We start from the raw sequence: 24923 nt of genomic DNA, 5'->3' as shown, positions 1-24923 counted from the left end.
TAAATTATTAATAAAGGTGATTTATATGAGCAAGTTCCGAAAGAAGATGATTAAATATTTGCAAACATTTTGGGGATGCTTAGCATTTGGTGTATTAATGTTTGCTATCTTCTTAATTACAGATTTAACAGATGCATCTTTAAATACATTAGGCTGGAGAGACTGGCTAGGTTCTGTAGCAGGCGCAACCATTTTATCTGTTGGGATGTTTACTTTAAATAAATTGAATTTAAAATAAATATTCGGTCAATACTGAATGTAGGATGTATGCCAACATTCATGTAAAGTAGTCTTCTCTGTATCTCCTTGTATTGAGCAGTTAGCTTTTGCTAGCTGCTCTTTTATTTTGTTCCGGTTCTTGCCTCTTAAAGAACTCTTTATCTACTTTTCCCCAATAAGTACACATATCTATTCCCCTTTGCTACAAAATGAAATCTTTATTTTGTTTTACGCGTCGCTTCTTCAATCAGCCAAGATTCAATATTAAAATCATTAGCTTCACCCTTTAAAGATGTTCCGTTCCAAAAGCATTCTTTCATCACTTCAAGTAATTTTTCAACAGCTTCAATTCATCTCATATTCATTTTTCCTTTCTCCCAAATAACTATTTTGTTTTATTAATTAACTGATTAATAAAACAAACACCTTTATTAAACATTCCATGTTTCTTCACCCCTTGAATATTTTTCAAATAAAAATACATACTATTTTCAAGCCGCCGTGTCCATGGCTAATACCTCTTTCTTTTGATGTATATTTTTTAAGAAATCGAAAATAATACCAACAAGCTGTTTGAACTAGCAGCTTCACTCTTCTCGCAATGGGGATGCAAATTATCACAATTAGCTAACTCATTGAACTCACTGGCAGACAACCAAAATCGTTGTCTGCTTTTTGTATGAGATTTTTCATTTTACATATACTACTTTTGAACCTGCAGACCAATACGAGCCATTTTGGTGCTTGGGATTTCCCTTCCGGGGATAAGTATTTTTTACTTATCCCTTTTTTGTATAGACACGTATATTTAGGGTAAAACTAATTACAAGCAGATTTTCTGTTTATGCGTAGTTCTAAACAAGATTACTTTTTCTCCTATTAAAGGACGGCAGGTACGACTGCTAGTCCTTTTTTCTTATTTCGCATATTATCACTACATTACCTTCATCGTCGTCGTAAGCAAATTCCCCATAAGGATGGCAGTGGTGCTTCTCGAGTTCCTCATCGATCAAAACTAACAAATTAGTTTTCCAGTTTCCAACGATCGTACACCAATACGAGTTTAATCCTTCATAAACTTCTCTTGTTCTATTTCAATAATTGCGGAATGTATAATGAAAATACTCGCTCGCTTCAATACCTTTTCTTTTAACCAAAGTGTTCTGCTGAATGATAGTAATACCCTTGCACTAATGGTTTTGGACTATAAAATTTCCTTTATAAATTTCAAATGCGGTGAATGAAATTTTGTTTTTTTCTTGTCATCATCCTTGTTGTATACAAACAAAAAAAGAGCCACAATATTTTGCGACTCTTTTACAATTATAACTATTTAACGGCCACGTCTTTGCTGACCTTGCTTTGTACTACCTTTTTTATTACTTGGCTTATTAAATGATCGGTTATTTTCATTTCTAGAACTATTTCTCGAACTATTTCTTGAATCACTTCTCGAGCTATTTCTCGAATCACGTCTTGATTCACTTCTTGAACCTTCGCGGCTATCTCTTTGACGATACTCGCCTGATTTCTTCGGAGCCGGCTTTGGTACCGGTTTTCCATTTTCATCTACACGTTTTATCTTCGGTTGTTCGATTATTTCTCTTTGTATTGGTGCACCAAGCGTTTTTTCAATTTCTTCTAAATGTTTTTCATCTTTCGCTGCAACGAACGTAATTGCAATACCTGATCCACCTGCACGTCCTGTTCGGCCAATGCGGTGAATATAACTTTCTACATCTTCAGGAATGTCAAAGTTAAATACATGCGTTACACCATCTACATCAAGTCCACGAGCTGCTACATCCGTTGCGATTAAGTACTGAATTTTAGCTTCGCGGAAACTCTTCATGACTCTTTCACGTTTCGCTTGAGGTATATCACCATGAAGTTCAGCACAATTATAACCTAGTCCTTTAAAATTATCATAAAGCTTACTTGCTCTAACCTTTGTACGACAGAAAATAACTGCTAAAAATGGCTGATCACGATCCATAACAAAACGAAGTGCATCTGGCTTTGCACGATCTGTCGTCTCAATGACACGCTGCTCAATTGTATTTACCGTTACTTCTTCACTTTGTACTTGAATCATTTGCGGCTCATCCATATAACGTTTCGCCAATTTTTTAATATCTTTTGGCATCGTTGCTGAAAATAACATCGTTTGTTTACTACCAGGTGTCTCATCTAAAATATCTTCAATATCGTATAAGAAACCGAAATAAAGCATTTGATCCGCTTCATCTAGTACAATTGTTGAAAGATTACTTAAATCAATTGTTTCACGACGTATATGATCTAATAATCGTCCTGGTGTCGCGACAACAATATGTGTATTGCCTTTTAATTTCCTCAATTGCTGTGCTACATCTTGCCCGCCATAAATCGCTAGTACATTAATATCTTCTCTTTGAACAAGCATTTTTTTAATTTCAGTTGTAATTTGCAGTGCTAGTTCCCTTGTTGGTGCAACAATTAAAGCCTGAACATCACTACACTCTGGATCGATTTTTTCTAAAATCGGTAACACGAATGCTAACGTTTTACCCGTTCCTGTTTTCGCCTGTCCAATAATATCTTTACCTGACATAATAACTGGAATTGCCTGCTCTTGAATTGGTGTTGCTTCTGTAATTCCATTTTCACGTAATGTATGATTAAAAGTTTCACTAATTCCTAATTCTAAAAAGTTTTTCAAATAGACCACTTCTTTTCCTTATTTTTCACATTAGCTTTCATTGTACCATTTGTTTCGCCAAATATGAAAAATAAAAAAATTCTTATCTTATTTTTTATATTCATCGTGTACTAGTTGGATAAATTCTTTTTGTTTTTTCTCTGATTTTATTAATGCTTCCATATAAGTCGTAGACAAAATGAACTTTTTAATTTTTCTATTGTATTTGTATTTTTCATAGTTGGACGCCCTCTCTTCTTTTCATGTAGGGAATCCACGCCTTTTAAATCATATGCTTCCTTCCACCTACGAACCGTTCCATAAGATGGGATATTAAAAATAGCCCCTGTTTCTCAAATATATGTCCCTTGTCTATCCATATAATTAATTACATCCAGTTTATAATCCAGGGGATATCTTCTATAGCGTTTTTCACCTACCGCATTATATTGTTTAATCCACTGCTGGAGTACACTCGGATGAACCTTTATGGATCCCGCAAGTCTTTTCACTCCGTCACCTTCATCTGAATATTTTTTTACTACTTTTTCTTCTAGTGAGAATTTAACTATAAAAAAGTACACCTCCAATTGTTGTTTGTGTCTAACAATTGGGGTGCACATCCTAAGATTCAGCTTTTTTACTAGTAATAATATCAAAAAAACAAGTGCGACCCTGTGGTAAAAAACATCTGTACAGATTAATGCACTATTTAACGGATCTATATCAATCACAGTCATATATCCATTGAGCAAAAAACCATCCTCATAATATGTAATTAGCATTTCTTATTCAGATAACAATGAGCATAATAATATGTTTTCTATAAATTCCTTTTCCTCCTAAGTTTGTATTTACCACTCACCCACTCTTTCTTGGACATGCTTCTGTTAGCGGCTTCTAGCCCTATCAGTGTATGCTCACAATAGGTTGTCAATTGCTAGTACCAATTCATTTTCCGCGAATATTTCCCTTTACATCTCACTATATTTAAAAAGAGGGGGTTACATAATGATAGATAACCACATGGAGTTACTATGTTTTTTGGACGACCTGGAACAACTCATTCATCAGCATAATCAAAAAGAAAATAAGTTGATACGTAATGCATCTAAAAAGCTCGGGATTATTAGTAAAATAGAAAAAATGCGTGATGAGACTTTGGCTACAGTGATAGAAGAAATTGTATCTTCTTCTATCACTGGCGAAGATATTAAATTGGATAGCGCTTATTTCCTAAATGAGCAACCAGAAAACAACAGACAACTACGTATAATTATAAATCATCCAATATATGGAGAAGATATTGTAAGCTGTCTACAAGAGATTAGGGAGAACTATCAAACATGTGCTCAACGAATTGAAGATGAATTAAATTTCTCTGTAGAAATTAGAGTAACTTTTTCTAGTAACGAGAGCATGCGTTCTTCCTCCTATGTGGATACTAGCCCTGTATATGAAGATATATTTGGGGTTTTAACAGCTGAGGATATTTGTGACGACTAAACTACTGAGTAATTCCAACAAAAACGCAAGCAATATGCTGCGAATAAAAATATTAAGTTAATTGATGGTGATAAGCTCATTCACATGATGAATTCATGAAGCCAGCTCTTTTAAAGACTTGGCTTTTTTCTTATAAAAACATTTTTAATGAATTAATTAGAATTGCAGAATCTATGAATTTAAAAAACAATCTTTTCGATATAGGAAAGATCGTTTTTTATTATTTTATACAGTAAGCTTTCCTCCATGATAACAATAATACGTTGCTGCTTTAAGGTTTTTTATTCTCTTTAAAGATTCTTCCGCTTTTTCTATATTTAAACAAAAATTCGGATTAGCTATTACTAATTCTCAATTATCTTGAACTGCCGCATCCCCTGTGATTACACACTCTAAGTCCGGAAAATATAATGAAATATGCCCCGAAGTATGTCCTGGCGTCGCTACTATTTGACATTCATCATTTAAAATCATTTGACCATCACTTACTTTTTCATCGACGCAAATATGTCTTATATTTTTTAATTGCTGTATAAACCATTCACCAAATTCTTTCTCTTCAATTGGCATATGTTCTAACATTTCTTCAGCTTGAACTAGTCTCTCCGATTTTATTTCACCATTAATGTAGTTAGATTCTATTTCACTAGCAATAATATTAATGTGAGGATATTTCACTTTGAAATCATATAAAGATCCTATATGATCGTCATCATAATGAGTAATAATTATATTTTTTAAGTTTTTCATCTCATACCCATGTTTTACAATTGCATCTTCAATTAAAGGTAAAAAGTTTATATAACCTGTATCTACTAAAGTTAATTCCTTGTTTAATATAAGTAAGCTCGGATATATACATTGTTTTGCCCCATTAAATTCAAATTCAATTGGTAGTTCTATTATCTTCACTTTTTTCCCCCCATACCCTTTATTAGATGTTTGCTAATAAATCATCCACATACATTTTACTGTACATACTTATGTAACGAAACACTATGAGTCGTTACATAACCAACATTCTATTATTTTGAACAGGTAATTCCTTATTTTTATGGAAATATACAATAAGATAAATAATAAAATTGATTACTTCTTCACTTTTTTGTCTATCCTTTTAAAAAATCTATGTTTTTGTAAAAGGAGTGTTACTATGGAGAAACAGACACTTTGGAAAAAATTCAAAAAAAGCTCAGCAAACCTCGGGAAATCTAGCGTATATGAAAGTATTATTTTATACTACACAATGAGAAAAAAAGGGTTACCTACTAAAGCGAAATTCATAATATTAGCCGCTTTAACCTATTACGTATTAACAATCGACTTCATTCCAGATATAGCTGCTATTATTGGGATTGGCTTATTAGATGATGTTTTAGCAATTGCTATAGCGCATAAATTTGTAATGCGCCATGCGGACGCTGAAATTCGAGAGAAGAGCAAAGTAAAAATGGAGTCATTATTTACTTCAGCACAAGTATAATGAAACTATCTAGTCATTTACCTAGCTTTTTACTTTCAAAAAAGCTAACTTTAATTATTGATAGTTCTATTTAACCTTCATCATGAGAGCATTACAGAATAAATTCTTAATTTCTCTTAGCTCTCAAGTCGTAAACAAATAGGGGCCAGTACTTGTTCCTAAGTTCTGACACCCTATTATTTGTTCTTATATTTATCTGTTATTCAATTCATTCAGGAAAGATTCCCGTAGAGACATCCTTATATAAAGAAAGACCATATTAGTGCAGATAGTTTATACAGTTACATGCGTCCCCCTATACAAAACTGCTATTGCCACTACTATAAGCATCATCCCCATAAAAGCAGGTGCAGCATGACCAAGCGATACATAAATTTGTCCTCCAATAATTGGACCAATCATTCTTGCCAAAGCTTGAATAGATTGGCTACCGCCTTGAATCCTTCCTTGTTCACTAGAATCGACAGACTTTGAAAGCAGCCCATTGAATGAAGGCCCGAAAATTGAGTCACCAAAACCAAACAGTAACATCCCAACAATTAGAAGAGGATATAGGGAAAATAAAGCTGATGCGGCAATAAAACTATAGCCAATAATCTCTGAAACCATCCCAAGTATTGCTATTTGTTTATCAGTAAGCTTGATCAAAAGTTTTGGCATTATAAAAGCTTGTGAAATGATATCTTGAAATCCCATAATTGAAAACATAAGTCCGATTAGTGCAGGCTTCCAGCTAAAAGTATCCATCGTAAATTGTGTGAAAATCGCTTGTAAAGATCCGTTAGGTATCCATAGTAAAAACGCTGAGATGAGTAACCATTTTAAATTTTTCATGGAAAGTATGTTTGCAAGCTGTACAAAAGGATTTAACCTTACAAAAGCAATCTCTTTTAACCTATTATTTTTGTCAAGACTCTCAGGCATATATTTCATCCCATATAAAACATTTAATAAAGTTATGAACGCTCCGAAATATAAAGGTACAGAATGACCAAACTTTGCAAGTAATCCCCCAAGAGTTGGTCCAATAATGGTTCCTGCACCTACCACTGCACTCACCCACCCAAAATACTTCGTTCTCTGCTTTGGAGGAATGATATCTGCAAAATATGCAAAAATTGTACTTATACTCCCTCCTGTTATACCTTCAATTATGCGTCCAGCAAATAGTACCCATAAAGCCCCTCCTATACCAAAAACTAAGTACCCGATTGCAGAACCGAAAAGGCATATTAAAAGTAATGGACGACGGCCATATTTATCGCTTAAAGCTCCGAGTGCAGGAGCAGCGAAAAACACGCAGACCGCATAAACAGAGGTCAATAGCGTAACAACTAGAGCCTGTTCTTCCGTACTACTTATATAAGGCTGCACTAAGAATGGAACAACAGGCAGTATGATACTGAAACCTATTCCACAAAGAAATACAGAAATAAGGCCGAATATTAAAGCATGTTTATCAATATTTTTTTCAGTTTCACTTTCATTTTGTGATCTAAATATAGACATTTAACTTCTCCTCTTAAAATATTTTGTTGCTTTGTCAACAAAATATTAACTCCGTTTTGTTGATTAGTCAACAAAAATACAATAATAAAAAGGTATCCTTACTGTGAGCAGGCTACCTTTTTATTATTTAAATGTATCCCGGATTAACGAGCAATTAAGTTCGTTTTCGGGATTAACTACCCGTTAATGCCCGAATGCTTCAACTTTATTACGACTTAATATGTATACCTTGTTTCTTTATTTCTGCATCCAAATGCCTACTATACTTTTCCACGAAGCTAATTATACTGTCGAATTCTGACTCGGTTACTTGCTCAAATACGGCTTTATCCCTCTCTTGAAACTCATTGTGCAACTCTTCGTGAATTTTATATATTTCTTTCCCTTGTTCAGTAAGCCTAAAATAGATTTCTTTTTTATTATCTGATTTCTGGTAACTTTCCATAAGGCCTTTTTTTATGAGCTTCTTAGTCATTCTACTTATTGCACCGCGAGTCACATAAAAAGCCTCTGCAAGTTGTGTCACGTTAGAATCTGCATTGTTTTCAATATATTCAATGCAATGTACTTCAGAAGACTTAAAACCTTTAAGACCTACTTCCATCTTATCCTTATTAAGCCAAACCATCTTATTATATAATTCCCTGAAACCGTTCATGACCTGTTCTTCCTTATTCATGGTCTATCCTCCTAACCGCTCATTCATACGTTAAGACCATTATATTAAATTTCTGTTTCCGTTTCGACAATATTGATATAATTATTTGAGTTATAAATGAAAATAGACGCTTAAATAAAATAATTCACTATACGGAAAATAAGGCATGTGTATTAAAACTTGTACTACACATTAGATAAAAAGTAAGAGCTAAGACTAGTTTTCTTAGCTCTTCTTTCATAAAATTTATGTTTTTTAAATACTATTTCACTTCATTAGCTACAAAAAATTGCTCACAAACACTGGAAATGCGCTGCAAGTCTACATTCCCACCAGATATAACCGCGACTACTTTTTTCCCTTTAATATATGTATCCACTTTCCCTGCAAGTAGGGCAGCAGTAGCTAATGCACCAGCACCTTCTACAACAGCTTTTCCACGTTGTAATAAGTCTTTCATCGCTACTTCTAATTCACCTTCTGACACTGTTACAATATCATCTACTAATTCTTTTACAACTTCAAAAGTTAAATCGCCTGGTATTTTAACTGCGCAACCATCTGCTATAGTAGGCGCCTCATAATGTTCTACAATTGTACCTTTGTCATAAGATGCCTTCATCCCATGAACATTTTCTGCTTGGACACCAATTATATTAATGGATGGATTAAAAGATTTTAATGCAACTGCAATACCAGAAATAATGCCACCTCCGCCAATTGGTACAATGACAGTATCAACATCCCACATATCATCAAGAATGTCCAAACCAATCGTACCTTGACCAGCCATTACTTCTACATCGTCATATGGATGTAAATATGTTTCACCTGTTTCCCTTATTATCTCCTCACATTTTGCCTTTGCATCATCAAAAGTTTCACCGTATAAAATCACTTCTGATCCATATCCTCTAGTTGCTTCAACTTTCGCCTGAGGGGCAGAAATTGGCATCACAATTTTACTCTTAATACCAAGTAAATGAGCAGATAAAGCAATTCCTTGTGCATGATTACCAGCGGAACAAGTAATTACTCCTCTCTCTTTTTCTTGATCTGTCAACTGTGACATTTTATTAAATGCACCTCGAAATTTAAAAGAACCCGTTAATTGCATATTTTCTAATTTCAAGTGAATTTCTCCACCTGTTTTACTAGTCAAATAAAATGATTTTACTAAAGGCGTTTTACGAGCATTTCTGTCTAAAATGTTTTGAGCTTTTTTAATATCATCTATATGTAATGGTAGTTTTTTAGTTATCATACTAACACCTCTTCCAATGGTCTATTCCTAAGTTTTCGTATGTAGCAACTCCTTTATACGAAACCAACTATATTAAGAAAAAGTCTTTATATATGTACCTCACTCTGTAATACACACAGTTGTAAACAATTCAACATCCTCTTCATATCACGTTCTTTGTAATGATTCAGGCATGCAATTTGGATCCAATTATTCTTTTGTAAATAAGATGACTCATAATGAACAATGTATCCTTGTAACGCTAACGCATCACCAATCGCCTTAGAAGACTGATTTTCATTTAATTGAATGGTAACTATAATTGGCGCGGCATGTTCTTTAAGTGAAACAAGATTTAAACCCATATTGGTAATAGTTTGTTCAATATATGCATACGTCTCGTTTATTTTTTCAAATGCTTTTGCATCTTCAAATCTCTTTAATGCTTCTTGCAGTGCATAAATTAAATTCCACGAATGAGAATATGGAATACTTTCATTTTCTTCGTACATACCAACGTCCATATAGGCCGGTAATGTCTCGTTTACTTTCACATTATGATTATAAAAAACGAAAGATAATCCAGTAAACGATTTAATTGCCTTTCCACTAACACCGCTTGCAAAATATACATCCTTCAAGTCTATCGGTATTGCTCCAATCGAACTGATACAATCTACACATAGCTTCACATTATACTTTTTACTTAAAACATTTAGCTCGTCTAAATCATTTAACATTCCGGTTGATGTTTCATGGTGAACAAACCAAAGCCATTCATAATCGCCAGTTCCCATTATTTTTTCTAATTCGGTATAAATAAACGGTTCTCCCATTTCTTTTTTATACGTATCAAAATGTAATTGCGCGCGTGCTGCATGTCCAACTAATCTATTACCAAATTCCCCATTTGTTAATACTAGTCCTTTCCCTTTTAAAGAACGTAACTGTAAAGCAATAGCATCATTTGCTAACGTCCCTGTTCCTAACATAAGTTGTACATGCTTTGCTTTTGTCATGTGAAGTAACCGTTTTTTCACATTGTCCATTGTCACTTGAAATGACTTAGAACGATGCGAAATAGGCTTAGTAGAAAATGCCTTTCGAACATTTTCTTCAATATCTACTGGACCAGGTAAAAACGTATATTCTTTCGTCATAATTCCCCCAACACTCGATGCTTCAAACATAGCAGGGGTAACATACATTGGCTGGAAGGCTGCTTCTTCTGTACCAACTAACGTATGGAAAGATTTGAATCCCATTTGCTCATATAGAGGTAGTTCACGTGTTGTAGCAGAAATGAGTGCCAATTCATATCCATTTAGAAGCAAATAACGATGTAAAAAGCGAATTAAACCTAACAACGCTCTTCCATTTCTATATTCACGTTCTACTGAAAGTAAACGAATTTCATATACGTTTTCTCCATGTTCTTGCAAATAATAATCTAGATTTGGAATTTTATTATCTAACGAGAATGGTCGTTTTCCTCGCAATGTAACCATACCTACTAACTTATCGTTATCTAAACAAATTAAATATGTATTTTCTTCATGGAAACGATCTATACGAACACGCTCTTTCGTTTCTTCATGTTGCGGAATTTCTTCTACAAATGTTTTATAATTCAACTTATGTATACTTTCAAATTCCCAAGCTTGATCAGCAACTTTATAAATTAACCCCATGCCTTCTCTCCTTTATGTATTTAATAAAAATTATAAGTGGAGATTAACTCCACTTATAAAAAGTTCATTTCATTCTAGATTTACATATAAAATAAGTACAATGATAAGTGCACTTAATATAGTCGTAACAATAGAGTAAGAATACAAAATCATGCAGACTGGTAAACAAGCGATTGTAATTAGTCCTGGCTTAGTAAATCCTTTAAAGATTAAATAAAATATAATGAAAACAGCAACAAGGGTAAGCGTTATCAAATAATCAAATGCAATTAATCCTCCAATAAATGTTGAAATGCCTTTTCCACCCTTGCCTTTAAATAAAATCGGGTAAATATGTCCAAGTAAAACAGCCAGTAAAGCTAACATTACAAATGTAGAATCTTCAAAAAGGTATTTTGCAATAGAAATTACGATTGCCCCTTTGATCGCATCACCTAAAAATGTAGCGACGAAATACCCTTTTCCATATACTCGCCCCATATTTCTTGCGCCAGGATTACCGCTTCCTTCCTGCCGAATATCAACATTATGTTTCCATTTCGTCACTATATAAGCGGTCAATATGTTTCCAAATAAATAAGAAGCCACCAAATACAAAAATTGCATACTATTAATCATGTAATCATTCACTTTCTACATGGGAGTACTTATACAATATTCAATGACTATGTATATTGTACTTTTCTTACTTTACATCCCTTTATACATTTTAACATCATATTTTTACAAATCATACAAAAATTCTCATGTAGCTATTTATTAAAATATAAATTCTTCATTAAGTAATAGGTTCCTTTCACTGCTAGTTCTGATGGTGATACAAATATAACTTCTCCCATACTTTTCTCGCAGCATTTCTTAAATTCAGCATATATTTCAGGAACGAAACGTAATATACTGCCACTTACTGCAATTGAAGTTGATAAATCAAACTGCATCTTATTGTAAATATTCACCGTAATTCTCGTTAATTCCGTAGCCGCTTGCACCATAATTTCACGTGCGTCATCATTCCCATTTCTCGCTTCCTCAATAATGAATGGTGCGATTGCTGCAACTTTATCTTTTGAAAAACTATATACTAGTCTTTTTATATGAGACAATGTCAAAAGTTGAAACTCTGCTTGAACTCTTAAGCTTAATGGGCAAAGTGGAACTCCTTGATCAAATTGATTTGCCATTCTCTTTAAACCTTGTAACCCAATCCAATATCCGCTTCCTTCATCTCCTAAAATATGTCCCCATCCACCGCTATACTCGTACACTTCTCCTTTCTTTCCTAAACAAATCGCACCTGTACCGCCAATTGTTAAAATCCCATCCTTTCCTTTTAAAGCAGCTGCATGAGCAATCGTTGCGTCATTAAAAACTTCAATTTGTGTTCCGTACTTCTTTTTTAGACGTAATGTTAACTCATTCGTATTTGCTCCACTTACACCCGCTAATCCTAAACAAATACACACGCAATTCCCATTTAATAACCCTCTCTGGCATTGATCAATCGCTTCCATAATATGAAAAAGTGCTTCTTCAAAATCTATTAATATATTTCCAAAACCACTCGTAGCCCTTTCAAGTTCACTTCCGTCTTGATTAAATGCAATTGCTTCTGTCTTTGTTCCCCCGCCGTCTACTCCAATCATATATTTCATATGTTCGCCTCATTCTCTTCAAATTGGAGGGAATGTTATATTCCCTAAAACTACAGATTGCTTTGCACCTGTTGCACTTGGCACATTACTCGGATTACGATGATACGTTTCGTTTGCTAAAATGGCAAAGGCGATTGCTTCTTTCGCCTCTGAAGAATAGCCTATATCTTCTTGAATGAATATGGCGCATTTTTCATCCTTCAATCCATACCGTATCATTTCAACAAGTGTACGATTATAACTGCCGCCACCGCCTAAAATCACCTCATCGATTTCATAATACGGCAGAATAAACTCCTTATACTGATGAACGATTGAACTTGCTGTAAACATCGTGACAGTCGTCAATATATTTTCTTTACTATGCTTTTCATACTGCTTCAACAACTCACTGACAAATTCTTCTCCAAACTGTTCTCTACCAGTTGATTTCGGTGGATTCATTTTCAAAAATGGATGGTTCATACAATAGGTCAATATTTCATCTACAACTACTCCCTGTTTTGCAATCTTACCATTTTGATCATATGACAACTGAAATAGCCTTTGACACATTTCATCAATTATCATATTACCTGGACCAGTATCAAAAGCTATAACGTTCTTATCACTTAGGTGACTTGGTATTACTGTAACATTACCGATCCCGCCAATATTTTGTAGTAGTCTATTTTTAGTTGGATGACGATACAAAATGATTTCTGAATATGGTACAAGTGGTGCACCTTGCCCCCCTGCTGCGATATCCATCGTTCGAAAATTAGAAATAACCGTCGTATTCGTTTCATATGCTATAACTGCTGGTTCTCCAATTTGCAATGTGGAAGGAATCATATTACCATCTTGCTTTGGCTGATGATAAATCGTTTGTCCATGAGAACCTATTAAATCTAATTGTTTCAAAGGAAAGTTGACCTCTTTACAAACTTCCTTTACAGCACCTGCGAAGCATAAACCGAGTTTGAAATTTAAACTGCATATGAGTTGTACATTTGAATTTTCTATTGATAATGCCTGCTGGATTTCATTTTTCATATCATTATAAAATGGCACAGTAATAAAATGGATGAGTTCAACTTTAGAGCCTACACCACTCCCTTCTATATGAACGAGTGCTACATCTATTCCGTCTAACGAAGTACCGGACATTATCCCTGCAATATACATAACATGCATGACCTCCCCTTTACTAAAAAACGATCATGTAAGTTACAAACGTACAACCGATCGAAAATAATATAAATCTATAAAACAACTGAGCTTTTGATGCAAACGATCCATCAATGAAAGAAACAACTACTGTAAGCAAAATACTTGCCGCAATGCTTGTAACGAGCCATATACTATACATTTGTGATAAATGTAGCATTCTTAATAAAGGTACAAAAAGGAAATTTGCACATATCACTCCAAATAATAATAAAAATACACCTTTATAACTAAATTTTATATTCATTCCATTTCACCCTCTCTGGACTTCATGTGAAAGAAGTGATAGACAAAATGCCTATCACTCAAAAATAAAATATAAAACTTACGGATTAACAGATCCCCCATCACCATTTTTCTCAATTTCAAGCATGTTTTTGTCGTACATTTTAAAGAATGGTAAATAAATAAGGAATGAAATTGTTATGTTGATAAATACGAGTACAATCGCTCTCCAATCCCCACCTGTTGCTAAATATGCACCAATTGGAGCTGGTAATGTCCATGGAGGCATTATATGTGTTGGTGTAACAAACCCCATCGCAGTTGCTGAGTATGCAATAGTTGCTGTTACTAGTGGTGTAATGATAAATGGGATAATTAATATTGGGTTTAGTACGATTGGCAATCCAAAAATAACAGGTTCATTAATATTAAAAATACCAGGTACAATACAACTTCTCGATAATGCTTTCGAATATTTCGATCTACCAAATACAATCATAGCTAATACAAGTCCTAGCGTTGCGCCCGAACCACCAATCCATATAAACCATTGGTATAATGGTTCTGGTGAAATGAATGGTAACTGATTTGCGCCACTAGCAACTGCTTCACCATTTTTCCCTAAATATACTTCCCATAATGGCCGGGCAACAGTTCCAACAACCGACACACCATGAATTCCGAATGACCAAAAAAATGTAATTAAAAATACTGGAATGATTACACCGAAGTAACTATCACCAGCTTTTACTAACGGTGCCGCTAATTTATCAACTACATGATGTAAATCAATACTAAAAACGACAGTTACTAAACTCATTAAAATAATAACGAATGCAGCAGGTATAAGTGCTTCAAACGAACGTGAAACAGACGGCGGTACTTGTTCTGGCATTTTAATCATTACATTTTTCGTCTTACAAAATCTTAATATCTCAACTGATAAAATAGAAACAATCATCGTTACGAATAATCCATGACCTCCGAGATTTGTCATCGGAAGCATAAACCCTTTTTTATCAATTAATTCAGGCGTTAATGTTAATAGTAATGAACATACTGCAAGCTGTGCTCCTGATAAAGCATCTAGTTTATAACTTTTCGCTAAATTATATCCTATTCCAAATGCTATATATAAAGACATAATAAACATCGTTAAACGATATGGTATTAATATACTTGTTTGATTTTTTAATGCCCAAACAGATATGAAACTATCTTTCGGTAATGGTGGAAATGCTACGATTAAAAAGAAACTTCCTACAATAATAAATGGTAACGCTGAAATAACTCCATCACGGATTGCTTGTAAATGCCTCTGTTCAGAAAGCCTTGCCATCGGTCCAGATAAGTTTCTATCAAGAAACGTGACAAATTTATTCATAACGCTTCCCCCTAACTAATTAAATCATTTACAGTTTTTAATAAAGTCGGTCCGCCAAGCGGCGTGTATGCTTGTGGCGGTATGATACCGCACGGGATAGATTCCTCTTCTGCGAATTTTTTAACAGAGTCAAATCTATGTCTTACTTGAGGTGCAACCATTACAACGTCCCAGCCATTCTTTACTTCTTCCTCTATCTCACTTGTTCCAATGGCATGAACTTCCATGTTTACACCTTTTTTCTCCGCCTCTTTTTTTAAAGCGTTTACAACAATTGCACTGGACATCCCTCCAGAACAAACGAATAAAACCTTCATTTATTAATCCTCCTATACTTATAAATTATCCCCTTCGGATGAAAGGAAGTTTCACTTTACTAACAAGCATATGAAGAAGTAAAAGAATTTAGTTATATTGAAAGTAAATTTCAGTAAAAATATTTTTCCTATTAAATTAATGTTTCAATATTTATTTTTCTCAATTGTAAGTACAACCTCACCTCGGATATCATATTAGCTAACCATATAATAGGGAGGCGTATAAATAATCATGAAACGTTTATTAGTGATATGTTGTATCGTCATCTTTTTTATTCCTTTCTCTTTCATTTCTCCTCACTCTACTTATGCTGAAGTAAATACTACGTATAAAAAACATGAATTACGTGCTGTATGGATCGCATCTGTTCTTAATATTGATTGGCCCTCAAAAACTGGCTTACCCGTCGGAAATCAGAAGCAAGAATTTATTAGATTATTAGACGATGTAAAAAACACTGGTATGAATGCAGTCGTTGTACAAATTAAACCAACTGCTGATGCTTTTTATCCTTCAAATTACGGTCCTTGGTCTGAATACATTACGGGGACACAAGGAAAAGACCCTGGATATGATCCACTCGCATTTATGATTGCAGAAGCACATAAAAGAAATATAGAATTCCACGCATGGATTAATCCATATCGAATAACGATGAATCACACCGATATAAATCGATTATCGAATAATCACCCTGCAAAACAGCATCCGGATTGGGTTGTACCTTATGGCGGGAAATTATATTACAACCCTGGTATTCCAGAAGTGAAAAAATTTATAACAGAAGGTGCTTTAGAAATTGTACAAAATTACGATGTTGATGCATTACATATGGATGATTATTTTTATCCATATAAAGTAGCGGGTGAACAATTCCCCGATCAAAAAACGTACGAAACATATAATAAAGGTAAATTTACAAATATAGAAGATTGGCGACGTGACAATGTAAATGAACTTGTCAAAGGTTTAAATACTGCTATAAAACAAGAAAAATCATACGTAAAGTTTGGCATAAGTCCGTTCGGCGTATGGCGAAATATAGCTGACGATCCAACTGGCTCTAACACAACTGCAGGCCAAAGAAACTATGATGACCTTTATGCTGATACACGTGAATGGATACAAAAAGGTTATATTGATTACATTACACCGCAAATATATTGGAATATTGGTTTCACACCAGCTGCATATGACATATTAGTAGATTGGTGGGTAAAAGAAACAAATAATAAACCGATTCACCTATACATCGGTCAGGCGGCGTATAAAATTAATAATAATTCTGTCCCAGCTTGGTCTGATCCTGAAGAATACCCAAGACAACTTGCATTAAACCGGTTATATCCTGAAATAAAAGGTAGTATGCATTTTAGCTTAAAAGATATGAATAACAATCCTCTAGGCATTAAAGCTAGACTCACAAACGACATATATAAACATCCTGCATTAATCCCACCTATGCCTTGGCTTGATCATGATCCACCAAAACAACCGACTTTAAAAGGTGCTATTCCAAGCGATGAAGGTATTGCAGTAGGTATCATTGATAATAGAGATAATGACTCTGCTTATTACGCCATTTACCGTGTGAATGGCAAAAATGAAGTGGATATACAAAATCCAAAACATTTACTTACTACTGTAAGAAAAACAAAACTTGGAGAAATTTATGTAGATAAAACAGCTATTTCTGGAGAAACGTACACTTATGTAGTAACTGCAGTTGATCGATTGCATAATGAAAGTGTTGCTTCTAGTCATACAACCGTTAAAGCAAAATAACAACTAATAAAAAAACGCCTTAAAAGCTAAGAACTATAGCTTTAAGGCGCTTTTTTTATTTATTTTTAAACTTCTCAGTCGCTGCTCTCATCTTCACATTCAAATCGTGATCAATCGAGTCACGAATATCTCGCTCGACAACTTCCATTTCTTTTTGGAAATTTTGCAAGTAGATTTTTAATTCTTCTTCTTTTTCTGGTCGTTGTGAAGGTGGTAATTGTACGACTAACGATAGCATCGCTGTTAAATCTTTCATTAAGAACGTTTCAAGTTTATGTTGTTGTTCAAACATACGTTGCTCCTGATAATACGGCAAGGCATTTAATACTGAAATTGTAATTTCATCAACCGTTCTTTGTAATGAAGGGTTGATTGATCGTTTATACGTTTGAATTGTATTTAATGCATCTGGATATCGATCATAAAAATACAATTTATAAAATGAAAGGTCTGATGGTTTTACTGTTTGCTGCGTTTCTTGTCTTAAAAAATCTTTTACTTTCATCGCCGCTACATCAATATCTTCATTTGTAAGTTTTTTCGTTGTTTTTGCCATTACATGTACTTTTTTCTGTTTTTCTTTCGGTAACATTGAGAATACTTGCTCTCTCGTACGTTGACCCGATGCACAGAAAAGAGTGTTTAATGTATATTGTTCTTTCTTTCCTTCCGTACGAATCCAGCGATAAAAGAGTGGATGTTGTGTAAATTCTTGTAGAAACGGTAATGATTTATTCGATAACTTATCTAAAGAATCATGTGCTCTTTTATATGGTTTCGTCCATGAAAAATACAGTTTACGTCCGAAATATACAACTAAAACAACGACAGTAAATGCGATTAAAAGCAATGTACCCAATAGTACTAATACTGTTTGAATGAAACTCATTTTTTCACCTCCTCTAAAAGTCTGTTATTTCCTTGGACGCTGAATGAGTTTTTGTTTCATTTCATCATTAAATGTGTCTAATTCAACTACAAACTTCTTACTTGACTCGATAATACGTTCTGATGATTTCTCAGAAGCTTCAATCGCAGCAAATACATTTTGGAATGATTCACGTAATTTATCCATGCTAATAGCAGGATTTTCAAGAAGTTTTGTTGTCTCTTCTGTATTTTGTTTTAATGCTTGTGAGTTACTTAATACCATTGATTCAATTGCTTCATTTGTCGCATTCACTGCATCAATTGTTTTACGCTGATTTGTTAACGCTAGCTGGATAGCAGCTGAAACTGTTACAACGTTTTGCGTCATCGTAATTGCATTACGAATTGCCTCTGTTAACTTTTCATTATTTTTCTTAATAATGTCTACAGATGCGATAGATTGTAATAGTACACTTTTCGCTTGCTGCATATTTCGTGTACGTACTAGAATTTTTTCTAATGCATCGTTAATTAATGGAATATCTCTTTGGCGTTCTGGATTTTGTTTCTCAGCTTCCAGCATACCAGCGAGTTTTCTGCCTAAGTATACTTGTTTATCAAGAGCGTGAATTTTATCATGCGATTGTTCTTTAAGCATTTCAAGACCAACTGTATCTTCTTGTAAGTTGTCACGACCAATTAGAAGGGATCTTATAATCTCTTCAATTTGTTTATCTATAGATTGATATTTATGCACGTATGTTTCAAGTGGATTTTTCTTGAATACTTTAAACATAATTTTCTTCATACCACTTGCTTTTAATGAATTCGGATCAAGCTCTGATACCACTTTGCGTAATTCTAACAATGTATTTGGAATTTCTTCATTCTTTCCATTCATCATCGCTGTTACAGGACGTTTTAATGCTGATAACGTTTGTCCTGCTGCTTGTTGCTCTTTATCCCCTAAATCTCCTAGCTGTGACAATACTTTTGATAAATCCGTATTTTGCTCGCTATTTAATTTTTGTACATAAAGATCAGCTTCTTTATTCAGTTCCTCTAATTCTTGATCTTTTATAACTGTATCTACTACTACTTCTACATTATTATCTTTCACAATGGATACAGGTTCTTTTTTCTCGAGTTCAGTCAACAAAATCGCTCCTTTATTTATATGTGCGAATTTATATGCACTATATTCCATCTATTATATCGTATTTCATATACATTCTAACTGCTTGAAATCGATTTTTTTAGAAATGCCTGTTTATGCAGTCATTCCCTGTTTCTTAGTATAAGTATACCTGTTCTCAACATTATTTTCCTCAGACTTAAGACCTAGAGAACAACATGCTGAAGGCGGATTCTTCGTATGTTACGTATATAAATTACGTCCTTCCCATCCTACTGTACTCAATCTTTTGACATACAACCTTTTTCAATGTGATAATTATATTACGCTCAATCTTAACTCTTCTTAAGCGCTACAAATGCTCCATTTTGAAATGCTAATAACACCGTTTCAAACATTTCATCCTCTTCAATCATTTTTCTAAACTCGGCTAACTCACTTGCATGAGAGGTTGCGTTATCAACAACAAGAAAACCCTTTGGTTGTAAAATGCGTTTTATATGCTCAAGCCACCACATATATTGCGTCCGCTCTGAATCTAGGAAAATAAAATCAAATGAATGATCTAGTTGCACATCTAAAAATGCCCCTGCTTCTTGATTATGAACATCAATCCTTTGTAAAAGGTTTGCCTTTTCAAAATTGACTAGTGCCTCTCCAACTCGTTCTGAAGAAAGCTCTACAGTTGTTACATTTCCATTTGTTTCTTCTACCGCGCTAGCTAACCACAATGTAGAATAACCATTAGAAGTTCCAATTTCTAAAATGCTTTTTGCTCTACATCCTTTTACTAAAATTGATAAAAATCGCCCCATCTCACGTGAAATATTCCGTAATTTTTCTTCCCGTGTTTTTTTGTTTCGATCATGCTCTTCTCCATATTGTTCAAGTTGAAATAATAATGAATCTAACGTATCCATTCTTTTCATCGCCTTTCCAAGCAATATGATGAAAAAGCTCTTGCTGCCCGTCTACTTTCATTATATGCGAAACGAAATCCTTTTTCTCGTTATATGACAAAGATTTGAATTTTTTTATAGCATATTGTTTCGTTTTTTGGTAAAGTTAATTTCTACGTGCAATTATTCCATTCATACTATTTTTAATTCAATTGCAGTTGTTAAATCATATAAACCCCAATTAAATGAATCGGTATTTCAAATTCAATTAAGCGCCCTTTCCGGACGCATTTTCTTTTGTTTATATATTTCTAGAAGAAAGGATGCTTACAATGAACGTGATTAGCTTAGATGCTGCTCGAAAGCGCAAACAGCATAAAAAATTAATGATTACTATACCGATTATTTCACGTATTTATGAAGAAGATGGGGAAATTAAATTTGAGGTAGCAGGCGAAAAAGATGTACCTCTTGAAATGTTAGAGAAATAAAAAAAAGACGCACTTCTAAAGAAATGCGTCTTTTTTTATACAGTTACATTTAAGTGCATAAGTTTTTCAGGATTAACCATCATATAAATGTTTGAGATTTTCTCATTTTCAAATGTAAATGAAAGTACATAAGTCACTTTATTATTTACTTTAACAATAACACCTGGGGCACCATTTACCATCTTATAATCAACATTGTACTCTTCCGGTAACTTCTTCCCAATTCCAAAGAATAAACGTATAATTCTATCTGCAGAATAAATTGGATGAATTGCAGTTGTAACTTTGCCACCACCATCTGCTTTCAATATCGCATCTGTTTTTAATACTTCTAACATGCCTTGCGCATCCCCACATTGTAATGATGATACAAACTTTTCCACATAGACAGCCATCTTCTTCGTACTTAATGTTGACTGCTTCGGCTTATCCAAAATACTTTTTCGTGCACGTTGAAAGATTTTTCGGCAGTTCGCACTACTCTTATCTACAATTGAAGCGATTTCTTCGTATTCATAACTGAAAACCTCTCTTAATATGAACACAACTCTCTCTACCTCAGACAATTGTTGTAAAAGTAATAAATATGCCGTAGAAATTGATTCTTTCATTACAAATGACTCTGATGGATCATCAACCTCTTCCACAAATGGCTCTGGCAACCACATTCCGACATATACGTTCCGTTTATGTGCTGCCGAACGTAATTTGTCAATTGAGCGATTTGTTACCATTTTACATAAATATGCTCTCATATTTTCTATAGTTTGAACGTCCTCCATATTATTAAGTGATATAAATACGTCATGGACGATATCTTCAGCATCCATAACACTCCCAAGGATTCTATATGCTAACGAAAATAATAATGATTGATACGTTTCATATAATTGCTCCGCTTCCATGATGAACTGCCTCACTTTCGGATTGCTTTAAAATGTGTAACGCTGCACGTTTTCCGCTTGCTACCGCAGCATCAGCTAATATTTCATCATGCCCAACCCAATCTCCTGCGACATAAACACCTGGCATTTCAGGTATATTAGGGCCAGGGTTTTCAACACGGTCAATATGAGGAAAATCATGTACTACCGATATTTTCGGTAAATATTGCTGTTCAACAACTTCTCTTTTCCAATTCGGCTGTAACAATTCCATCATATTTTCTAACTGTTCTTTCTCTTCTTGAATATGATTCAGTTCTAGTACAGGGTTATGGTATTTAATTAGACTCACTACAATTGATCCATCTTCACTTAATTTAGCTGCTCTCGATTGATTCGTGAAAAATATAGGTTGATCTAATCCCAATGCAAAATGATGTAAAGGATTCGGTAATTGTTTTAAACCAATATCTAACGCTGCCACGGTCACTTGTATAGATTGTTCACTCCATTTTTGCAAACTTGTTCCTTCTGTACCTTTTATAATTTTACATGCCTCTTTCGGTGGAGTTGTTACAATAACTGCCCCTGCTTCAAATACTTCATCGTCAAAACAATATATTCTTTGTTTTCCTTCACAATGCTCTATTTTTAAAACATGCTTTTTAGCCAGAAATTGTACACCACTAGTATTCGCTATTCCTCTTAAATTTGTTATTATCGTCTCCCAACCACCATCTACATAAAGTACTCCTTCTTTCATAGAAAGCTGTATTTGCTTTAGTACGGAAGATGCTAATTGTATTGTAGGAGCATACGTATATGTTGTTGTTCGGCATAATGCATAAAATATATTTCGAACCATTGGATCTTTAATTTCATTTTCTGCCCATGTAGTTAGGCTTATTTTCGGAACTTTTCCTACATCTAAGTTTCCTAAATGAATCATAAGACGAGCGAACTGTACTTTTGCAGACCATGAAAGTAACGGTGTTGATAAAATAGAGCGAAAATCTGTTGGAATGGTATAAATATCCCCTTTCCATATTCCATTTGCTTTTGTAGATGGGATTCCACCTGGAAGATTTACTCCTAGCTCATTAAAAGTTATAAACGCTTCTCCACCTCTATATAAAGCATGTGCACCAAGATTCATACAAATGCCGTTTTTATTTATAGTCATCCCTCGACCGCCGAAGTGACTGGACTTTTCTAATACAATAACTTTCCTTCCAGCTTTCGCTAAATATATAGATGCTGTTAATCCAGCAAGCCCACCACCAACAATTGCTACATCAAAATTTTTCATAATAAAATCCCTCCTTATCCGTTTTACATACAAGACGAACGATTAAGGGGGGATGTGACATTCAGTTACACATAATTTATTTCACCTAACCACTTTATTGCAGTATCAACTGTCAAACAGTTACACCTTCTACAAACAAACTTATTTACATAATAATGTTATTTTCTATTCAATTACATGCTGGTGCCAAATTTCACTTTCTTCTTCACTCATTCCTCCAATTATTTTTGAAAAATCTATATTTCTATCAAACGAGTCTTTTAACATAAAAAATTGTTCAAACGTTCCTGTAAATATTTCTAATGAATGCGAACAACAAATCGTTTCAAGGTTATCAATTGTTGCGCCATCTAATTCTAATTCCTTTAGCCCATTCATTTTACCTAATGCCGCTCCATCCTTTACCTTTGTATCTGTCAATTTTATATTTTGAATTGACGCATTGTGTTGAAAACAATTTAAATTAGCAATGATGCTATTTTCAAATTCAATTGTGATTAACTTATTTAAATTTTGCAAAACAAGCAAATCCAATTCACTAACATTCTCTAAACCTAAAATATATAAATGCTTTAAATTATCTACTTTCGAAATCGCATAGAGCTGCTCATGATTTGAAATATGTACAGAAAGCGATTCTAATTTTTGAAACTGCGGTAGCAACGAAAAATCTTGAATACTAGTATGTGTAATATTTAATTTTTTTAATGATGACATTTCTACAAGTTCCGATAAATTATTTATCTTCGTATTCTTTATATTCATTTCTTGTAAGTGTTTTAGATGTATGATTGGCGTTAAATCTTGAACCGGATTATTAACTAAATATAACTTCTTTAAAGAATTCATTCGTTCTAATCCTGCTAAATCTTGAATTTCATTTCCGGATAAAATTAGTTCTCTCACTTCTGTACACATTTGTAATGGACTAATATCTACTAACCCTTTTCCACCTAAATATAATCTCTTCTCTCTAATAAACCTGTCTGCTCGTTCAAATGCACCCACTATATATCTCCAATTCTCATCTAAACTATCGTACCAATCATTAACGTTATTTTCAGATTGAAATATAAATTGGGGCTGTAAAACAGGTAATTCAATATTAAATAAAGCGTCTAAAAAATGTATATTATCATTAGCACCATAACTCCAATATAAATAATCTTCCTCTTGATGAATGGTGAAATTTTTATTTTTTAGCGTTTGTAAAATAAATAGTAACAAATCCGAAATTCTATTTGCAATTACATATTTCACTTCTTCATCTCGTCCAAAATTAATAACTTGTCCCACTTTCCCCTTTTCATCTGGATCAACATCTATTCCTAAATTGTTACCGCCATAATCTTTACTAATAGGTATCCAATTGTGATTCACATATCTTTCCTTAATATATTCTGTTGGTATTGAAAATGCATCAAAATTAAAAAAATCATCCTCTTCAATTCTTTTCCATATTCTCCACTCATCCAAAACTTCATCTAACGAGAGAAATGGCAAACCAAAAAACAACCCTGGTCCTGATTTATCCTCACCGTTATGTGCAAGATAAAGATTACGTAATTCATCTGGAAACACAATTCCCATTTCACTTTCGGCATATTGAATTTCTTCTATTGTTGCAGGTGCATTCAAAAACGGTTGAAAGTAATTTTTCAATTCAACTTCCAACTCTTTTAAAATAGTATGGTTCATTTTCTGCACTCCCCTTGTACTCCAAATTAAAAAGCGCTACATTTTACATTAATTGTAATTAATAGCACCTTTTTT

Annotated in this window: 22 protein-coding genes and 3 pseudogenes; 5 read left to right on the top strand and 20 right to left on the bottom strand. The window is 33.8% G+C overall.

All coding sequences use genetic code 11. The features are described 5' to 3' along the window. Positions 1 to 25: 25 nt before the first annotated feature. Complete coding sequence (locus ABH961_RS07365) at positions 26 to 238, top strand: hypothetical protein (RefSeq protein WP_000033159.1); 213 nt, start codon at positions 26 to 28, stop codon at positions 236 to 238. A 1314-nt stretch (positions 239 to 1552) separates the two neighbouring features. Here the strand turns inward: ABH961_RS07365 and ABH961_RS07360 are convergent. The 3 genes and pseudogenes from ABH961_RS07360 to ABH961_RS07350 all read right to left on the bottom strand — a co-directional run. Then, a complete protein-coding gene (locus tag ABH961_RS07360) occupies positions 1553 to 2929 on the bottom strand; it encodes a DEAD/DEAH box helicase (protein WP_404519144.1) in 1377 nt (458 codons plus the stop codon). A gap of 179 nt (positions 2930 to 3108) precedes the next feature. After that, positions 3109 to 3471, bottom strand: a pseudogene (locus ABH961_RS07355) (helix-turn-helix domain-containing protein); the annotation flags it as partial. 66 nt (positions 3472 to 3537) lie between these two features. After that, positions 3538 to 3741: pseudogene (locus tag ABH961_RS07350) on the bottom strand (YolD-like family protein); the annotation flags it as partial. Positions 3742 to 3910: 169 nt separating this feature from the next. On the opposite strand from ABH961_RS07350, the gene ABH961_RS07345 reads away from it, so the two are divergent. After that, entirely contained in the window at positions 3911 to 4405 is a 495-nt protein-coding gene (locus tag ABH961_RS07345) for a hypothetical protein (RefSeq protein ID WP_098047806.1), read from the top strand. A 225-nt stretch (positions 4406 to 4630) separates the two neighbouring features. Here ABH961_RS07345 and ABH961_RS07340 read toward each other — a convergent pair. Further along, positions 4631 to 5317 (bottom strand): annotated as a pseudogene (locus ABH961_RS07340) (MBL fold metallo-hydrolase). 241 nt (positions 5318 to 5558) lie between these two features. On the opposite strand from ABH961_RS07340, the gene ABH961_RS07335 reads away from it, so the two are divergent. Continuing rightward, positions 5559 to 5888 carry a YkvA family protein gene (locus ABH961_RS07335; protein ID WP_048546852.1) on the top strand — a complete coding sequence of 110 codons (330 nt, stop codon included), beginning with the start codon at positions 5559 to 5561 and terminating at the stop codon, positions 5886 to 5888. A 273-nt stretch (positions 5889 to 6161) separates the two neighbouring features. Here ABH961_RS07335 and ABH961_RS07330 read toward each other — a convergent pair whose 3' ends face one another. The 10 genes from ABH961_RS07330 to ABH961_RS07285 all read right to left on the bottom strand — a co-directional run bounded on the left by ABH961_RS07330 (position 6162) and on the right by ABH961_RS07285 (position 15776). Next, a complete protein-coding gene (locus tag ABH961_RS07330; protein ID WP_098152946.1) occupies positions 6162 to 7397 on the bottom strand; it encodes an MFS transporter in 1236 nt (411 codons plus the stop codon). Between the two features lie 208 nt (positions 7398 to 7605). Next, positions 7606 to 8076, bottom strand: coding sequence for a MarR family transcriptional regulator (locus ABH961_RS07325; RefSeq protein ID WP_048546849.1), 471 nt, complete (start codon positions 8074 to 8076; stop codon positions 7606 to 7608). A 241-nt stretch (positions 8077 to 8317) separates the two neighbouring features. Then, positions 8318 to 9319 (bottom strand): bifunctional threonine ammonia-lyase/L-serine ammonia-lyase TdcB, encoded by a 1002-nt coding sequence (tdcB, locus tag ABH961_RS07320; RefSeq protein WP_048546847.1) that lies wholly within the window; start codon positions 9317 to 9319, stop codon positions 8318 to 8320. A gap of 86 nt (positions 9320 to 9405) precedes the next feature. Continuing rightward, positions 9406 to 10989, bottom strand: coding sequence for an aminotransferase class V-fold PLP-dependent enzyme (locus ABH961_RS07315; RefSeq protein ID WP_404519141.1), 1584 nt, complete (start codon positions 10987 to 10989; stop codon positions 9406 to 9408). 69 nt (positions 10990 to 11058) lie between these two features. Beyond that, positions 11059 to 11607: a glycerol-3-phosphate 1-O-acyltransferase PlsY gene (gene plsY, locus ABH961_RS07310; protein WP_098132538.1), complete on the bottom strand. Its 549-nt coding sequence runs from the start codon at positions 11605 to 11607 to the stop codon at positions 11059 to 11061. A gap of 134 nt (positions 11608 to 11741) precedes the next feature. Then, positions 11742 to 12641: a BadF/BadG/BcrA/BcrD ATPase family protein gene (locus ABH961_RS07305; RefSeq protein WP_404519139.1), complete on the bottom strand. Its 900-nt coding sequence runs from the start codon at positions 12639 to 12641 to the stop codon at positions 11742 to 11744. Positions 12642 to 12659: 18 nt separating this feature from the next. After that, positions 12660 to 13808, bottom strand: a complete 1149-nt coding sequence (anmK, locus tag ABH961_RS07300; protein WP_098814319.1) for an anhydro-N-acetylmuramic acid kinase AnmK — start codon at positions 13806 to 13808, stop codon at positions 12660 to 12662. A gap of 22 nt (positions 13809 to 13830) precedes the next feature. Beyond that, positions 13831 to 14097, bottom strand: a complete 267-nt coding sequence (locus tag ABH961_RS07295; RefSeq protein WP_098123781.1) for a hypothetical protein — start codon at positions 14095 to 14097, stop codon at positions 13831 to 13833. A gap of 78 nt (positions 14098 to 14175) precedes the next feature. Next, positions 14176 to 15459 carry a PTS sugar transporter subunit IIC gene (locus ABH961_RS07290; RefSeq protein WP_098123780.1) on the bottom strand — a complete coding sequence of 428 codons (1284 nt, stop codon included), beginning with the start codon at positions 15457 to 15459 and terminating at the stop codon, positions 14176 to 14178. Between the two features lie 11 nt (positions 15460 to 15470). After that, positions 15471 to 15776, bottom strand: a complete 306-nt coding sequence (locus ABH961_RS07285; protein ID WP_000865895.1) for a PTS sugar transporter subunit IIB — start codon at positions 15774 to 15776, stop codon at positions 15471 to 15473. 226 nt (positions 15777 to 16002) lie between these two features. Between ABH961_RS07285 and ABH961_RS07280 the strand changes: the two genes are divergently transcribed. After that, positions 16003 to 17562 (top strand): glycoside hydrolase family 10-like protein, encoded by a 1560-nt coding sequence (locus ABH961_RS07280; RefSeq protein WP_098132541.1) that lies wholly within the window; start codon positions 16003 to 16005, stop codon positions 17560 to 17562. A gap of 55 nt (positions 17563 to 17617) precedes the next feature. Here ABH961_RS07280 and ABH961_RS07275 read toward each other — a convergent pair whose 3' ends face one another. From ABH961_RS07275 to ABH961_RS07265, 3 genes are all read right to left on the bottom strand, one after another. Further along, positions 17618 to 18451: a DUF3974 domain-containing protein gene (locus ABH961_RS07275; RefSeq protein ID WP_000008384.1), complete on the bottom strand. Its 834-nt coding sequence runs from the start codon at positions 18449 to 18451 to the stop codon at positions 17618 to 17620. 24 nt (positions 18452 to 18475) lie between these two features. Continuing rightward, the gene (locus ABH961_RS07270; RefSeq protein ID WP_000137411.1) at positions 18476 to 19588 is read right to left on the bottom strand and encodes a toxic anion resistance protein; all 1113 of its coding nucleotides are present in this window, start codon (positions 19586 to 19588) and stop codon (positions 18476 to 18478) included. A 314-nt stretch (positions 19589 to 19902) separates the two neighbouring features. Further along, positions 19903 to 20496, bottom strand: a complete 594-nt coding sequence (locus ABH961_RS07265) for an O-methyltransferase (protein ID WP_404519137.1) — start codon at positions 20494 to 20496, stop codon at positions 19903 to 19905. 302 nt (positions 20497 to 20798) lie between these two features. Between ABH961_RS07265 and ABH961_RS07260 the strand changes: the two genes are divergently transcribed. After that, positions 20799 to 20957 (top strand): hypothetical protein, encoded by a 159-nt coding sequence (locus tag ABH961_RS07260; protein WP_001100983.1) that lies wholly within the window; start codon positions 20799 to 20801, stop codon positions 20955 to 20957. Between the two features lie 35 nt (positions 20958 to 20992). Here the strand turns inward: ABH961_RS07260 and ABH961_RS07255 are convergent, their stop codons facing one another. The 3 genes from ABH961_RS07255 to ABH961_RS07245 all read right to left on the bottom strand — a co-directional run bounded on the left by ABH961_RS07255 (position 20993) and on the right by ABH961_RS07245 (position 24848). Next, a complete protein-coding gene (locus ABH961_RS07255) occupies positions 20993 to 21862 on the bottom strand; it encodes a sigma-70 family RNA polymerase sigma factor (RefSeq protein ID WP_404519135.1) in 870 nt (289 codons plus the stop codon). Next, complete coding sequence (locus tag ABH961_RS07250) at positions 21840 to 23150, bottom strand: phytoene desaturase family protein (protein ID WP_404519133.1); 1311 nt, start codon at positions 23148 to 23150, stop codon at positions 21840 to 21842. Before ABH961_RS07250 ends, ABH961_RS07255 begins: the two co-directional genes overlap by 23 nt. A 165-nt stretch (positions 23151 to 23315) precedes the next feature. Next, positions 23316 to 24848 (bottom strand): SMI1/KNR4 family protein, encoded by a 1533-nt coding sequence (locus ABH961_RS07245; protein ID WP_098076995.1) that lies wholly within the window; start codon positions 24846 to 24848, stop codon positions 23316 to 23318. Positions 24849 to 24923: the final 75 nt, after the last annotated feature.

The sequence above is a fragment of the Bacillus sp. RC251 genome (assembly GCF_044908765.1).
Lineage (GTDB): Bacteria > Bacillota > Bacilli > Bacillales > Bacillaceae_G > Bacillus_A > Bacillus_A wiedmannii.
Note: the sequence above shows the minus strand (reverse complement) of the source record. Positions and strands in the feature narration are given on the sequence as shown.

What these genes read in the sequence shown, in the direction of transcription:
- ABH961_RS07365 (WP_000033159.1), top strand. Translation starts at nt 26, where the DNA reads ATGAGCAAGTTCCGAAAGAAGATGATTAAATATTTGCAAACATTTTGG.
- ABH961_RS07345 (WP_098047806.1), top strand. Translation starts at nt 3,911, where the DNA reads ATGATAGATAACCACATGGAGTTACTATGTTTTTTGGACGACCTGGAA.
- ABH961_RS07335 (WP_048546852.1), top strand. Translation starts at nt 5,559, where the DNA reads ATGGAGAAACAGACACTTTGGAAAAAATTCAAAAAAAGCTCAGCAAAC.
- ABH961_RS07330 (WP_098152946.1), bottom strand. Translation starts at nt 7,397, where the DNA reads ATGTCTATATTTAGATCACAAAATGAAAGTGAAACTGAAAAAAATATT.
- ABH961_RS07325 (WP_048546849.1), bottom strand. Translation starts at nt 8,076, where the DNA reads ATGAATAAGGAAGAACAGGTCATGAACGGTTTCAGGGAATTATATAAT.
- tdcB (WP_048546847.1), bottom strand. Translation starts at nt 9,319, where the DNA reads ATGATAACTAAAAAACTACCATTACATATAGATGATATTAAAAAAGCT.
- ABH961_RS07315 (WP_404519141.1), bottom strand. Translation starts at nt 10,989, where the DNA reads ATGGGGTTAATTTATAAAGTTGCTGATCAAGCTTGGGAATTTGAAAGT.
- plsY (WP_098132538.1), bottom strand. Translation starts at nt 11,607, where the DNA reads ATGATTAATAGTATGCAATTTTTGTATTTGGTGGCTTCTTATTTATTT.
- ABH961_RS07305 (WP_404519139.1), bottom strand. Translation starts at nt 12,641, where the DNA reads ATGAAATATATGATTGGAGTAGACGGCGGGGGAACAAAGACAGAAGCA.
- anmK (WP_098814319.1), bottom strand. Translation starts at nt 13,808, where the DNA reads ATGTATATTGCAGGGATAATGTCCGGTACTTCGTTAGACGGAATAGAT.
- ABH961_RS07295 (WP_098123781.1), bottom strand. Translation starts at nt 14,097, where the DNA reads ATGAATATAAAATTTAGTTATAAAGGTGTATTTTTATTATTATTTGGA.
- ABH961_RS07290 (WP_098123780.1), bottom strand. Translation starts at nt 15,459, where the DNA reads ATGAATAAATTTGTCACGTTTCTTGATAGAAACTTATCTGGACCGATG.
- ABH961_RS07285 (WP_000865895.1), bottom strand. Translation starts at nt 15,776, where the DNA reads ATGAAGGTTTTATTCGTTTGTTCTGGAGGGATGTCCAGTGCAATTGTT.
- ABH961_RS07275 (WP_000008384.1), bottom strand. Translation starts at nt 18,451, where the DNA reads ATGAGTTTCATTCAAACAGTATTAGTACTATTGGGTACATTGCTTTTA.
- ABH961_RS07265 (WP_404519137.1), bottom strand. Translation starts at nt 20,496, where the DNA reads ATGAAAAGAATGGATACGTTAGATTCATTATTATTTCAACTTGAACAA.
- ABH961_RS07260 (WP_001100983.1), top strand. Translation starts at nt 20,799, where the DNA reads ATGAACGTGATTAGCTTAGATGCTGCTCGAAAGCGCAAACAGCATAAA.
- ABH961_RS07255 (WP_404519135.1), bottom strand. Translation starts at nt 21,862, where the DNA reads ATGGAAGCGGAGCAATTATATGAAACGTATCAATCATTATTATTTTCG.
- ABH961_RS07250 (WP_404519133.1), bottom strand. Translation starts at nt 23,150, where the DNA reads ATGAAAAATTTTGATGTAGCAATTGTTGGTGGTGGGCTTGCTGGATTA.
- ABH961_RS07245 (WP_098076995.1), bottom strand. Translation starts at nt 24,848, where the DNA reads ATGAACCATACTATTTTAAAAGAGTTGGAAGTTGAATTGAAAAATTAC.